General features: G+C 60.9%; 12 protein-coding genes. 6 read left to right on the top strand and 6 right to left on the bottom strand.

The genetic code is table 11. From position 1 onward, the window contains the following. Positions 1 to 24: 24 nt before the first annotated feature. The gene (locus KHO30_RS09230) at positions 25 to 390 is read right to left on the bottom strand and encodes a Zn-ribbon domain-containing OB-fold protein (RefSeq protein WP_211700635.1); all 366 of its coding nucleotides are present in this window, start codon (positions 388 to 390) and stop codon (positions 25 to 27) included. A gap of 393 nt (positions 391 to 783) precedes the next feature. On the opposite strand from KHO30_RS09230, the gene KHO30_RS09225 reads away from it, so the two are divergent. From KHO30_RS09225 to KHO30_RS09205, 5 genes are read left to right on the top strand one after another with little or no spacing between them, the layout of a single operon-like run. Further along, the gene (locus tag KHO30_RS09225) at positions 784 to 1,947 is read left to right on the top strand and encodes an acyl-CoA dehydrogenase family protein (protein WP_211700634.1); all 1,164 of its coding nucleotides are present in this window, start codon (positions 784 to 786) and stop codon (positions 1,945 to 1,947) included. Between the two features lie 52 nt (positions 1,948 to 1,999). After that, positions 2,000 to 2,476, top strand: a complete 477-nt coding sequence (locus tag KHO30_RS09220; RefSeq protein ID WP_211700633.1) for a MaoC family dehydratase — start codon at positions 2,000 to 2,002, stop codon at positions 2,474 to 2,476. Positions 2,477 to 2,478: 2 nt separating this feature from the next. After that, entirely contained in the window at positions 2,479 to 3,732 is a 1,254-nt protein-coding gene (locus KHO30_RS09215; RefSeq protein ID WP_211700632.1) for a CaiB/BaiF CoA transferase family protein, read from the top strand. Between the two features lie 43 nt (positions 3,733 to 3,775). Beyond that, entirely contained in the window at positions 3,776 to 4,540 is a 765-nt protein-coding gene (locus KHO30_RS09210) for an SDR family oxidoreductase (RefSeq protein WP_211700631.1), read from the top strand. Between the two features lie 48 nt (positions 4,541 to 4,588). After that, positions 4,589 to 5,365, top strand: a complete 777-nt coding sequence (locus KHO30_RS09205; RefSeq protein WP_211700630.1) for an enoyl-CoA hydratase-related protein — start codon at positions 4,589 to 4,591, stop codon at positions 5,363 to 5,365. Between the two features lie 17 nt (positions 5,366 to 5,382). On the opposite strand, the gene KHO30_RS09200 is transcribed toward KHO30_RS09205, so the two are convergent. The 3 genes from KHO30_RS09200 to KHO30_RS09190 form a co-directional block, all read right to left on the bottom strand. After that, positions 5,383 to 6,543: an acyl-CoA dehydrogenase family protein gene (locus KHO30_RS09200; RefSeq protein ID WP_211700629.1), complete on the bottom strand. Its 1,161-nt coding sequence runs from the start codon at positions 6,541 to 6,543 to the stop codon at positions 5,383 to 5,385. 85 nt (positions 6,544 to 6,628) lie between these two features. Continuing rightward, a complete protein-coding gene (locus KHO30_RS09195) occupies positions 6,629 to 7,840 on the bottom strand; it encodes an acyl-CoA dehydrogenase family protein (protein WP_211700628.1) in 1,212 nt (403 codons plus the stop codon). Between the two features lie 11 nt (positions 7,841 to 7,851). Next, a complete protein-coding gene (locus tag KHO30_RS09190) occupies positions 7,852 to 9,780 on the bottom strand; it encodes an AMP-binding protein (protein WP_211700627.1) in 1,929 nt (642 codons plus the stop codon). A gap of 357 nt (positions 9,781 to 10,137) precedes the next feature. Between KHO30_RS09190 and bktB the strand changes: the two genes are divergently transcribed. Next, on the top strand, positions 10,138 to 11,319 hold the full coding sequence (gene bktB, locus KHO30_RS09185) for a beta-ketothiolase BktB (RefSeq protein ID WP_211700626.1): 1,182 nt from the start codon (positions 10,138 to 10,140) through the stop codon (positions 11,317 to 11,319). Positions 11,320 to 11,401: 82 nt separating this feature from the next. On the opposite strand, the gene KHO30_RS09180 is transcribed toward bktB, so the two are convergent. Further along, entirely contained in the window at positions 11,402 to 11,794 is a 393-nt protein-coding gene (locus KHO30_RS09180) for a carboxymuconolactone decarboxylase family protein (protein ID WP_244863972.1), read from the bottom strand. Between the two features lie 45 nt (positions 11,795 to 11,839). Continuing rightward, the gene (locus KHO30_RS09175) at positions 11,840 to 12,841 is read right to left on the bottom strand and encodes an NAD(P)H-dependent flavin oxidoreductase (RefSeq protein ID WP_211700625.1); all 1,002 of its coding nucleotides are present in this window, start codon (positions 12,839 to 12,841) and stop codon (positions 11,840 to 11,842) included. Between the last annotated feature and the right edge of the window lie 217 nt (positions 12,842 to 13,058).

Raw genomic sequence — 13,058 nt, 5'->3', positions numbered from 1 at the left:
CCTCGCGCTGCCGGTTGGCTTGCCTCAGGCAGGCTCGAACACGAGCAGTGCCGCGTCGTTCCTGAATACGATCCGCGCCTGAACGGACATGCCGATACGCACCGCGTCCGGTTCGACCCCTTCGACACAGCTGAGCATCCGGACCCCTTCGTCGAGATCGATCAATGCGACGTTGTAACTCGGCGTAGGTGCCTTCTGCCTCACTACCGTCGTGGAGTAAACCGTGCCCCGCCCACAGGCTTCGACCCATTCGAGATCGCGTGCGCCGGTGACCGGCTCGGCTACTCGTGGATAAAACACGTGCCGGCCACTGCTGCGGCTGCGCTGGATCATCAAGCGGCCTTCGGCCAGAAACTTCTGGTAGTCGACTTCAGGACAAACAGACTCCATTTCCCGCTCCTCCAATGCATTCCGCCACGGGCCTTGATGCCAAACCGAGCCGTAACTTCTGTTTTCGATCGGAATCAATCAAATAACTGAACAACGTTCCATATTCTAAACACGCAGCGACTGCCATGTCAATCTCGCCGAACGGCCTCGGCGCGCCGCCCGACAAGGCTCTCACTACATCGGAACAACGCCCGTTCCGCACTACGGGCAAACCCCTGTCCGCTCGACATCACGCTTGACGAGCATCATGCCATCGTTTACGTTATCGAACATTGTTCAGTATTTCGAAGAACACGAGATACCGGATTTACCTCGATCGTGCGTTCCATTCATACGTGTTTCAGAACGCCGTTTACGTATCGGGGCTCGCACCATTCGCAAGAGACTTACAACGTGACCTATCAACTAACAGACGACCAGATCCAGATTCGTGACCTGATACGGCGCGTCGCAACGGAACGGGTGGCGCCGCGGGCGGACGAAATCGACCGCACCGCGGAGTATCCGGACGACATGTACGCGTTGCTCAAGGAACTAGGTCTTTTCACGCTGCCCTTTCCCGAGGCCTACGGCGGGGCGGGCAGCCTGATGTCGGCCTGCATCGCCGTCGAGGAATTCGGGCGGGTTTGCTACAACACGGGGTATCTGCTCGTCGTGCAATGGGCCCCGTTCGGCGCGATTCTGGAGGGCGGCACCGAAGAGCAGAAGGCACGCCTGCTGCCTGGGCTTGCGTCGGGCGAACTGCGGGGCGCGCTTTCCATCACGGAATCGCAGAGCGGTTCTGACGTCTCCGGCATCCGCACCACCGCACGCCGCCAGAAAGACGGCTATGTGCTGAACGGCTCGAAGATCTGGTGCACCAATTCGCACATCGCCGACTTCATGCTGGTGGCGGCGAAAACGCTGGATGAAGAAGGCAAGCCGCTCGGCATCAACCTGTTCATCGTCGATCGCAAGACACCTGGTGTCACGATCGGGCGCGAGGAAGACAAGATGGGCGCGCGCGGTGTGCCCTCCTGCCCGCTGTTCTTCGACGACGCGTTTATCAGCGCCGACAACCGGCTCGGCCCTGAAGGCGGGCAAGGTTTCAAGGTGGCGATGGAAGCGCTCAACACCAGCCGGCCGATCGTGGCGGCACGCGCCGTGGGCATTGCACAGGGTGCGATCGATCACACCATTCGCTTTATTCAGGATCGCGTCGCTTTCGGGCAAACCATCAGTAACTTCCAGGGCGTGCGCTGGATGGTGGCCGACATGGTCACGCAGACCGAAGCCGCGCGCCACCTCGTCTACCGCACCGCATCAATGGTGGATGCGGGCGTGACCGGGCGCGAGCTGGCGCCGCTGGCGGCGATGGCGAAGATGTTCGCCTCCGACGTCGCCATGAAGGTCGCCACCGACGCCGTGCAACTGTTCGGCGCCGCCGGCATCTCGAACGAATACCCGATCAACCGCTATTTCCGCGATGCCAAGGTGGTTCAGATCATTGAGGGGACCAACCAGATCCAGCGAAACATCGTCGCGGACAGCGTCCTCGGACGGGTCACGAAAAACTGAGCAACACGCCCTGCCCCTAACGGCGCGCGACAACGAGAGGAAGGACAGACAAATGGCAGAAATCGAAACAGTTGGGCTGGGGATTCATTGGGAAGATCTGCCTGTTGGCCGCAGATTCCAAACCGTCGGCCGTACGGTGACCGAAGCGGATGTCGTCAACTTTGTTTCGGTAACAGGCATGCTTGAAGTGCTGTTCACCAACACCGAATTTCTGAAAGAGACGTCCGCGATCAAGGGCCGGGTCGCACCGGGTGCACTGGTGTTTACGTTCATCGAAGGACTGCTGACCCAGGCGACGATGCAAGGTGTCGGCTTTGCATTCCTGAACATGGAACTCGACATCAAGGGCCCGACCTTCGTTGGGGACACGATTCATGCCGAGTGCGAAGTGATCGAATGCCGAGCCAGCAATGGGCGACCTGGGCTCGGACTCGTACGCACCCGCAACCGGGTATTCAAGCAGGACGGCTCGGAAGTCATGGTCTATACGCCGCTGCGGCTGGTAAAGGGTAAAACCTACAAGGCCTGACCATGCACACCCCACAGCAACCCCTGGATCTTCCGACCGGCCCGTTGACCGGTGTGCGCGTGATCGACCTGACCATCAATGTGCTTGGGCCCGTCGCCACCCAGCTCCTCGGCGACATGGGCGCGGACGTCATCAAGATCGAACCGCCGGAAGGCGACCAGAACCGCAAGAACGGTCCTGGCCGCAACCCGGACATGGCGGTGTTCTACACGATCATGAACCGCAACAAGCGGAGCGTATCGCTTAACCTGAAGCTGGCCGAATGTCGCGAAGCGGTGCTGCGCCTCGCCGAGACCGCGGATGTCTTCGTTCACAGCATGCGGCCCAGCGCGGCGAAGCGTCTGGGCATCGATTACGAAAGCATCAAGGCACGCAATCCGCGCATCATTTACGCATCGGGCCCAGGCTACCGCCCCGATGGCCCCTACAAGGACCGCCCCGCATTCGATGACGTCATCCAGGGCGAAACCGGCATTGCCGCGATGAATCGCGATGCGTACGGCTCGCCGCGCTATTTTCCCACCGTGATCGTCGACAAGTTCTGCGGCTACGTGCTGGCCTCGTCGGTGAGCATGGCGCTGTATCACCGCGAACGCACCGGCCTCGGCCAGTGCGTGCAGGTGCCGATGTTCGAAACGATGCTGCAGTTCAATCTGTTCGAACATTTGTGGGAGGGCGCGCTCGGCTCGGCCGACGGCAAGGGCCTCGGCTATACGCGGATGTTCTCGCCCCACCGCCGCCCCTATGCGACGAAGGACGGTCACATCTGCCTGCTGGCGGTCAACAACGAGCAATGGCGGCGCGTACTGTGCGCGATTGACGCAGCGCACCTGCTCAATGACCCGCGCTTTTGCGATATGGCGGATCGCATGCGCAACATCAACGAGCTGTACCGCGCAGTCAGCGACGCGATCCTGACTCGCACCACAGCCGAGTGGAACGCCATCTTCGCAGCCGCCGATGTGCCGCACGGCCCGGTACGCGAGCTGAACGACCTGATGCAGGACGACTACATCAAGGAGACGGGGTTCTTCCAGCACTTCGAGCACCCAACCGAAGGCGACATGGTCATGACCTCGATCCCCGTGCACTTCTCCGAGTCGCCGGGCAATGTCCGCTACCTGCCGCCGAACCTGGGCGAGCACAGCATTGAAGTCCTCCTCGAGGCCGGCTACACCGCAAGCGAGGCGGCCAGCCTGAGCGGCCGCACGCGGGTCGATACGACGGACGCGCCTGAAACTATCACCAAGGCTTGACGGGCGCCGAAGCGCTCCGCTACATCATGCGAGGAATCCGAAAATGAAAGGTCTCAAGAACAAGGTCGTGGTCGTCACGGGTGGCGCGGGCGGTATCGGCACTGCCATCTGCAAACGCTTCGGTGAAGAAAGCGCCATCGTCGCGCTGTTCGACCTGAATATCGAAAACGCGGATCGTGTCGTGGCTGAAATCGAAGCCGCCGGCGGCAAGGCTCGCGCGTACCGCGTCGACATCACCGATCACGCTGGCGTGAATGCGGCGGTCGCCCAAGTCGAGGAAGAACTCGGTCCGATCGAAATGCTCGTGAATAACGCGGGCTGGGACATGGGCGCCTTTTTCCTCCAGACCGAGAAGCCGTTCTGGGACAAGGTGGTCGCCATCAACCTGTACGGCCCGCTGAATATGCACCACGCCGTGCTCAAGCTGATGGCCGAGCGCGGCCGCGGCAAGGTCGTGAATATTTCATCCGATGCCGGACGCGTCGGGTCATCGATGGAAGCGGTCTATTCGTTCTGCAAGGGCGGCATCATCGCCTTTTCGAAGACCATGGCGCGCGAAATGGCGCGGCAGCAGATTCCCATCAACGTCGTGTGTCCCGGCCCCACCGCCACCGCGCTGCTCGACAACCTCGCGCAGGGCGAGAAAGGCGACCGCATCAAGGCGGCGCTGGTCAAGGCGGTGCCATTCGGCCGCATGGGCGAGCCCGGCGATATCGCCGGGACAGTCGCCTTCCTCGCCAGCGACGATGCCGCGTTCATCACCGGCCAGGTGATCAGCATCTCCGGTGGACTGACGATGGCTGGCTGAACGCCACGCTCCGCTTATTCAACCCGCAACCGGACCAGGAACACGAACATGGAATTTCAGGACATTCTCTATCACGAAGCCGAGGGCGTCGCGACGATCACCATCAATCGCCCGAAGGTCTACAACGCGTTTAACGCCAATACCTGCGAAGAACTGATCAAGGCATTCGGCAAGGCTGGATGGAACAAGGAGATTGGCGTCGTGGTCCTGACCGGCGCCGGCGAAAAGGCATTCTGCACCGGCGGCGACCAGTCCGGCGACGGTTATGGTGGGCGCGGCACGGTTGGGCTGCCCATCGAAGAACTGCAAAGCATCATTCGCGACATTCCCAAGCCGGTCATCGCACGCGTGAACGGCTATGCGATCGGTGGCGGCAACGTGCTCGTCACGATCTGCGACCTCGCCATCGCATCGGAAACCGCGATTTTCGGTCAGGTCGGCCCCAAGGTGGGATCCGTCGATCCCGGTTTCGGTACAGCATACCTGGCGCGGATCATCGGCGAAAAGCGGGCCCGCGAGATCTGGTATCTGTGCCGCAAGTACAGCGCGAAAGAAGCGCTCGAATGGGGTTTGATCAACGCCGCGGTGCCGCCGGACCAGCTAGATGCCGAAACGAAAAAATGGTGTGACGAGATTCTGCAGATGAGCCCGACCGCCATCGCACTTGCCAAGCGTTCGTTCAACATCGATAGCGAAAATATCCGCGGCATCGGCGCGTTCGCGATGCAGGCGCTGGCGCTCTACTACGACACCGACGAATCGAAGGAAGGCGGCAACGCGTTCCGTGAGAAACGCAAACCGGAGTTTCGCAAGTATGTGAAGTGACGATTGCGCGACGTACGTTACGCAGCCAGAGCGCGGGCATCTGCCTGAATCTGGCGCGCGTAGCGATTCAGGTGATACTCCATGTTGCCAAACAATGCGTCGACGATCAGCGTGCGCCGGTAGTGATGGCCGACCTTGTACTCGTCGGTAATGCCGTATCCGCCGTGCAGTTGAATACCTTGCTGCGTGACGAATTTCCCGCTCCTGATGGTTTGCGCCTTGCAACCCGACACTTCCACGCTGCGCGTGCCGCTATCGTCGCTCAGCGCTTTGAGTGCCCGATGCAGCGTTGCCCTCGCCTGCATGGCATCGATCGCCATGTCGGCAATCCGGTGCTGCAGCGCCTGAAAGCTGCCGATCGGCACGCCAAACTGCTTACGTGTCTTCAGATATTCGGATGTAAGTTCGACCGTGTCGTCGATGTCGCCGACCAGCTCCGCGCAACTCGCGACAATCGCCTCGTCCACCGCGGCCTGTAAGCCCTGCAGCGCCTCGCCGGGTGTGCCGATCACCGCTTTCGCCTCGACGGTCACGCTGGCGAGGACCAGGTCAGCGGCAGGTGTGCCGTCAAGCAGGCGGTACGGCTCAAGTGTCACACCGGCCGCATGAGGATCGACGACGAACAGCCCTAGCCCGGCCGCATCGCGCAGTCCACCGGCCACCCGCGCAACGACGATCAGACGATCAGCCATCGTTGCGCCGACCACCAGCGTCTTGTGGCCCTCCAGTCTCCATGTGCCGTCCTGAGCCTGCTTTGCTGTCATCGACACGTGCGACACGACGCCTCGCGCTTCCCGCTCACTGTGTGCAACGGCAATCAGCGTTTCGCCCGAGATGATCTCCGCCAGCAGCTCGTCGCGCTGTTTGCCGCTCGCGCAACGGGTAACGAGCGCCGCTGGGAACACACCACACATCACGTAAGGTTCCAGTACCAGCCCTCGCCCAAACTGCTCCGCGATGAGCGCGCTCTCCACCGGCGTAAAGCCCAGGCCGCCGAATGCTTCGGGTACGGCGACACCGAGCCAGCCCATCTCGCCGAACGCGCGCCACATGTCGCGCGAAAAGCCGCCGCCATGAGCCGCCAGCTTGCGGCGGTGTTCGAAGGTGTAGTCTTTCTGCACGAAGCGCTGGGCGCTGTCCTGCAACATCTGCTGTTCGTCGCTCAGATCAAAGTTCATGCTGCGTCCTTTCCTGCTCGCCAGAGGCCGGAGCAGTGATGTCGTATGAAGTGAAGTGCCTTGCGTTATGGCGTCCACTCAACCGTCACAGGCCAAACAACGCCTTGGCAATAATGTTCCGCTGGATTTCGGCCGTACCGCCGTAGATCGTGCAGGCGCGCCGGTAAAACACCTCGGCAGCAAGACCCGGCGCGTAGTCAGGTCCTACGAAGTTTTGCTCCCGCAGCGCGTGCTCTTCGTTCGGATCGGCATAGAACACCGCGCCGTAATCGCCGATCACCTCGAGCAGCATCTCAGTCAGCTTCTGATGCAACTCGGAACCACGCACCTTGAGCATCGAACCGATGGCCATGCCACCGCTGCGCTCGTCGAGCCCTTGATGCAGGATCTTCTGCACCGCCATGTCGATGGCAAGCACTTCGAGTTCGTATTGCGCGAGCCTGACTGCGAACGTCGGATCTTCGATCAAGGGAATGCCGCCCGTACGCTCACGCATCGCATAGTGACGAATCTTGCGCAGATAGCGCTTCAGCGCCGGCGCTTCGGCGCCGAGGAAAGCGCGCTCGTTGAACAGCAGGAATTTCGTATAACCCCAGCCCTTGTTTTCTTCGCCGATCAGATTTTCCACCGGGACGCGCACGTTGTCGTAAAACACTTCGGCGAGGTGATTGCAACCGTCCAACGTTGCAATGGGCCGAACCGTCACGCCAGGTGAACTCATGTCGAGCAGCAGAAAGGAAATGCCCTTCTGCGGTTTGGCTTGCGAATCGGTGCGGACCAGAACGAAGTTCCACTGACCATAGCTGCCGAAACTGGTCCAGATTTTCTGGCCGTTGACGACGTAGTGATCGCCATCACGAACGGCCGTCGTGCGCAACGATGCAAGGTCCGAACCCGATCCGGGCTCGGAAAAGCCCTGGGTCCAGAAGACCTCGCCACGCTGGATCGGCGGCAGGAAACGGCGCTTCTGCTCTGCATTCCCGAATTCGCAGATCACCGGCCCGACCAACGACACGCCGGCCTGATTCTGCGCGGGCGCGCCGGCCAGATAACACTCTTCCTCGAAGATATAGCGCTGCGCCGCGCTCCACCCCGTGCCGCCCACCTCCACCGGCCAATGCGGCACCGACCAGCCTCGCGTTTCGTGCAGGATGCGAGTCCAGCGCAACGCATCGTCGTCGCCCGCGAGAAATCCCTGTTGGCCGCGCCAGGCGAGATCGCGAGGTAAATGCGTCTGCAGAAAATCCTGCACCTCGGTGCGGAAGGTTTTGTCCGCGGGCTCGACATGAAAATCCATCGTGTGGGTTCCTAGGGTTCGGTTCGACGGATCTCGCCTGCCGCGCTCGCGGAGCCGGCGTTTCGACCCACCAGCGTGCGGGGCGTCGGCACCGGCTCATACAGTTCGGCCACCACGTCACCGCGTCGCGCGAGGACGTTGGCCTGACTGATCGCGCCTTTTGCGCTCAATTCGCCGTTATCGAGCGTGGGCGGCTCGCTCTCGAGCGCGACCCGCAAAATTCGGCTCGAACTACCGCCGGGCTGTGTCGCCAACGCGTCGAGCCCGCGCTGAAAGTGCGCACGCACCCCCGTGCTGCGGACGATCCGGTGCGCGTCCGGCGCAGGCTCGTGCAGGTCGTCGCACAACGCCCTGCACGCCTCCAGGTCCGGAAACACGAGCGCAGTGAGAAAGTCGCGATCATGGCCGGCAATCACAACGTCCCGTGCATAAGGGGAAAAAAGGTTCAACGCAAGCAGACGCAGTTCGGCCACGTTCACCCAGGTGCCGGTGGAAAGTTTGAAGTTCTCCGCGAGCCGGCCATCGAAGCGCAAACCCTTCTCCGGATGCTGCGGATCGATGAACGTGCCGGCGTCTCCCGAACAGAAATAACCCTCTTCATCAAATGACGCGGCGGTCCGTTCGGGATCCTTCCAGTAACCAGGCGTTACGCAATCGCCCGCATAGCGTATCTCCAGCTTCGCCCCAACCGGAACCACCTTGACCTTGACACCGGGCACGGGAAGCCCGGCAATCGCTTCACGGCGCGGATCCCACGCCGCCGACATCGGCGTGGGGCCGGCTTCGGTGCCGCCAAGGCCGGACATGATCAGCACGCGCTGACCGATCGTCCTGACCGCGAGCTCGTCGAATGCGGCCCAGATGTATTCGGGCAAGCTGGCGCCGCCATAGTAGATCAACGCCAGCTTGCTGAAGAAGTTGCGCCGCAGTGCATCATCGGCACGCAGATGCGGGATCAGCGCTGCCAGGCCTTGCGGCGTATTGAGGTAGATGACCGGCGCGATTTCCCGCAATGCCTCGACGGTCGGACCGATCTGCTCCGGCGTAGGCTTACCGGGATCCATGTAGTACGTCCCGCCGCCGTAGAGCACCATGCCGAAGTTATGCGTGCCGCCGAAAGTGTGATGCCAGGGGAGCCAATCCACCAGCACAGGAGGTGCGCTCTGAAGAAAGGCGAAGGTCTGGGCGACCTGCTGCCGGTTGCTGCACAACATTCGTTGCGAATAAATCACGCCCTTCGGCGCGCCGGTCGTACCGGACGTGAACATGATCTTGCCTACCGTATCGGGACCGACGCTTTCAAACGCCTGATCGACGGCAGCGGTAACGGGTGTCGCAAGCCAGTCAGAAAAGAACGAAGCCGCGCGTCCTTCTGGAAGCGTGCGGTTCACGAGGCATTCGACCTCGCCGAACACATCGCGCAGGGGCCGGCCGTAGAGCGCCCCGTCGTCTGCAAACACCAGGCCTGGTGTGCACACCGCGGCGAGATGCTTGAGCTTGGAGAAGTCCTCGGACAGCAGCGAATACGCTGACGTAACCGGCACATAGGGCACACCGACATGGAGCGCCGCGAGTGCAAGCAGCGCATGTTCGAAACTGCGGTCCGAAAGGATCATCAGCGGCTTGCTTGGCGACAGGCCACGTGCGAGCAGGGCCTCGCCGAGCGAACGCGCGCCGTCGAGCGCTTTGCGGTAGGTCAGATGCTCCCAGCCGGCGCCATCGGCTGAGCGCCGTGCAAGCAGTGGCCGCTCGGGCGCGACACTGGCCCAATGCACCAGCCGCTCAGTCAAGCGCGCCGGATAGGGCTCCAGCGCCTCCTCCAGTTCATAAACCACGCTCCCGTCAGAACGGTATTCGACAGTCGCCTTCGTACCGCCCAGGCGAATGGGGCGATACGGCACATCCATTAAAGGGTCATGTGAAAGCGGACCTGCATTCATCTCCATCGTCCTGTCGTTAGTTCGCCATGCTCGCGTGACCACTCCTTTGAGGCCTTCTCCAATTCCGTCACAGCCTGCTGAGCGAACCTATATATGAACATTGGTCAAATTGAAGAACAAGAATATCGCTAAATTGCGTGTGCGTCCATCCAGACTCGCCCGATATAGGGCGCTGCCGGAACACGGCTTAGCGTACCCGCCCGATTGATGAGTCTGCTCAGCCCAGTCTCGCAAGCTTCTTAAGCTCAGACACAAACCGTCCCTGGACATCTCGTCAAATTTGAGCTATTTTATGAACGTCGTTCACATTTATAAACGATTCGGGGATGTCTTCATCCTGATGTGCTGGAGAGCAAAATGGAAAGGGAAGTCGTAATTGCAAGCAGTGTTCGTACTGCGATCGGCGATTTCGGAGGCGCGCTCGCCTCCGTGGCGCCAACTCAACTGGGCGCTACAGTCGTCCGCGAAGTGCTCGCTCGCGCGTGCGTCGAAGGCGACGCGGTCGGGCACGTCGTGTTCGGCAATGTGATTCATACCGAGCCGAAAGATATGTACCTCGCGCGCGTAGCGGCACTCGAAGGTGGAATCGGCGTCGAAACGCCGGCGTTGACGGTAAACCGCCTGTGCGGCTCGGGCCTGCAGGCCATCGTTTCGGCCGCGCAAGCGATCTGGCTCGGCGACACCGATATCGCAATCGGCGGCGGAGCGGAAAGCATGACGCGCGCGGCCTATCTCGCGACCGGCGCGCGATGGGGTGCGCGCATGGGCGACATCCGTCTCATCGACATGATGGTCGGCGCACTTACCGACCCGTTTGGCGCGTGTCATATGGGCATAACCGCGGAGAACATTGCGGCGAAATACGGCATCAGTCGTGACGATCAGGACGCACTGGCCGTGGAATCGCACCGTCGAGCCGGACGTGCCGTCGAAGCCGGGTATTTCGCGGAGCAGATTGTTCCCGTCGCGGTACACACAAAAAAAGGCGCGACGATGTTCGAACTCGACGAGCATGTTCGCCCCACCACTACGGTGGATGAGCTGGCGAAACTGCGCCCGGCATTTCAGAAAGACGGCACCGTGACGGCGGGCAACGCGTCTGGTCTGAACGACGGCGCTGCGGCCGTGCTGCTGATGGAGAGAAGCACGGCTGAGGCACGCGGAATCCGCCCACTCGCCAGATTGGTGGCCTACGCTCATGCAGGTGTCGATCCTCGATACATGGGCATTGGTCCTGTGCCCGCGACTCAAAAAGTCCTTCAACGCGCCGGACTGACCGTAGCGGACCTGGACGTTATCGAAGCCAACGAAGCGTTCGCGGCACAAGCCTGTGCCGTGGCAAAAGAACTGCAACTCGACCCGGCAAAGGTCAACCCAAACGGCTCCGGCATTTCGTTGGGACACCCAATCGGCGCGACAGGTGCGATGATCACAGTAAAAGCCCTCCATGAACTGAAGCGAATTGGCGGCCGCTATGCGCTCGTGACAATGTGTATCGGCGGTGGCCAGGGTATCGCGGCCATCTTCGAACGCATTTAAATGCAATAGGGGCGCCGGCAGAGAAACCATCGAAGGACGTGATGTGATACGCCGCCGAACAGGCGGCGCCTACACTGGCCCACTACTCCTGAATGGTTGCGACCCGGTCGCCTAGTACTTCCTTGCAAGCCTTGAGCGCGACACTCACCGCGGGAAAGCCTACATACGGAATCGCATGCAGGACGACTTCCTCCAATTCCTTCTCTGTCAACCCGTTCGCAAGCCCGATACGGACATGATTGCTGAACTCCCAGGGCGTACGTAGCGCGATCAGCATACCCAGCGTGACAAGGCTTCTGGAGCGGCGATCGAGGCCCGGACGCGACCACGCATCACCGAACGCATTTTCGAGGGCAAGCGACGCCGCATCGGCACAGAACCCGCCGGATGCCGCGGCGGCATCCATCGCGCTCAGAAACTCCTCACCCAACATTTCCCGCACTACCTGACGTCCTTTTTCACGACTTTCTGACACGGTCCGCTCCTTGTTCGTCATCGACTGTTGTAGCTCAATCTGCCTTCAGGCTGCGCACGCCGCTTCGCTATCAGTCTTGCCCATCATGGTGGCAAGACGTCGGTGAATCAGTTCGCGTGCCTCCACAATCATGCGAGTCACCAGTTCTTCGCAAGTCGGGATATCGTGAATCAGGCCAATGGCGAGTCCTGCCGGAAACGTTCCGTCGTCGGTGTCGCCTGTTTCGTAAATGCGTTTTCCGCGCTCGCCGCTTACGAGCGGCTTGAGGTCGGCAAATGTGGTGCCGTCCTGCCGCTCCAGCTCGAGCACCTGCTCCGCCACTGCATTACGGAAAATACGCGAGGTGTTGTTGAGAGACCGGAAAATCAACGCGGTCATCCGCTCATCATGCTGCAGTAGTTGACGTTTGACGTTATCGTGAATCGGCGCCTCGCGCGTTGCCATGAAGCGCGTGCCCATATTGATGCCATCCGCACCAAGGGCGAGTGCCGCTACCATTCCGCGCGCATCCGCTATGCCGCCCGATGCGAGCATGGGAATGCGTAGCCGCGCTGCTGCTGCCGGCAATAAGACGAGGTTCGGCACGTCGTCTTCGCCAGGATGACCCGCACATTCGAAACCATCGACGCTGACCGCGTCGCAGCCGATCGCCTCCGCTTTCAATGCGTGGCGCACCGACGTGCACTTGTGAATCACCTTGATACCGGCGACTTTGAAGGCAGGTAGATATGGTTCGGGATTACGTCCGGCCGTCTCGACGATCTTGACTCCGCTCTCCACAATGACCTGCACGTACTCGTCATACGGAACGGGCTTGATCGTTGGCAGAATAGTCAGGTTCACGGCGAACGGCATTGCGGTCATCGACCTCACACGATCGATCTCGACGCTTAGCGCTTCGGGTGTCGACTGCGTCAATGCGGTGATGGTGCCGAGGGCACCTGCGTTTGATACCGCCGATGCCAGCTCGGCGCGTCCCACCCACATCATGCCGCCCTGCACAATCGGATAGCGAATGCCCAATAGCTCCGTAATGCGTGTTTTCATGCCCTGGTTTCCGTGAAGCAATGGAGTTCTGGCGCTGCAACTGCCATCGTGCAGACGCAACCGCCTTGAAGATGCGCACCATCAACGCCCCTCTCACAGTTCTTATTTTAGAACGATGTACAATTATATACACTTTTCGAAATCCCACCAACACCTCATGAGATGGGAGCGGCGGCGGCATGTCGCCGCCACTGGGCATTTGCTCTTTGGAGCGCGA

This window comes from Paraburkholderia aspalathi, from assembly GCF_905220735.1.
In the GTDB taxonomy this organism is placed as follows: domain Bacteria; phylum Pseudomonadota; class Gammaproteobacteria; order Burkholderiales; family Burkholderiaceae; genus Paraburkholderia; species Paraburkholderia aspalathi.
Note: the sequence above shows the minus strand (reverse complement) of the source record. Positions and strands in the feature narration are given on the sequence as shown.

Bases quoted from the DNA above. Each gene is read 5' to 3' on its own strand.
- KHO30_RS09230 (WP_211700635.1), bottom strand. From the start codon at position 390: ATGGAGTCTGTTTGTCCTGAAGTCGACTACCAGAAGTTTCTGGCCGAA.
- KHO30_RS09220 (WP_211700633.1), top strand. From the start codon at position 2,000: ATGGCAGAAATCGAAACAGTTGGGCTGGGGATTCATTGGGAAGATCTG.
- KHO30_RS09215 (WP_211700632.1), top strand. From the start codon at position 2,479: ATGCACACCCCACAGCAACCCCTGGATCTTCCGACCGGCCCGTTGACC.
- KHO30_RS09210 (WP_211700631.1), top strand. From the start codon at position 3,776: ATGAAAGGTCTCAAGAACAAGGTCGTGGTCGTCACGGGTGGCGCGGGC.
- KHO30_RS09205 (WP_211700630.1), top strand. From the start codon at position 4,589: ATGGAATTTCAGGACATTCTCTATCACGAAGCCGAGGGCGTCGCGACG.
- KHO30_RS09200 (WP_211700629.1), bottom strand. From the start codon at position 6,543: ATGAACTTTGATCTGAGCGACGAACAGCAGATGTTGCAGGACAGCGCC.
- KHO30_RS09195 (WP_211700628.1), bottom strand. From the start codon at position 7,840: ATGGATTTTCATGTCGAGCCCGCGGACAAAACCTTCCGCACCGAGGTG.
- KHO30_RS09190 (WP_211700627.1), bottom strand. From the start codon at position 9,780: ATGAATGCAGGTCCGCTTTCACATGACCCTTTAATGGATGTGCCGTAT.
- bktB (WP_211700626.1), top strand. From the start codon at position 10,138: ATGGAAAGGGAAGTCGTAATTGCAAGCAGTGTTCGTACTGCGATCGGC.
- KHO30_RS09175 (WP_211700625.1), bottom strand. From the start codon at position 12,841: ATGAAAACACGCATTACGGAGCTATTGGGCATTCGCTATCCGATTGTG.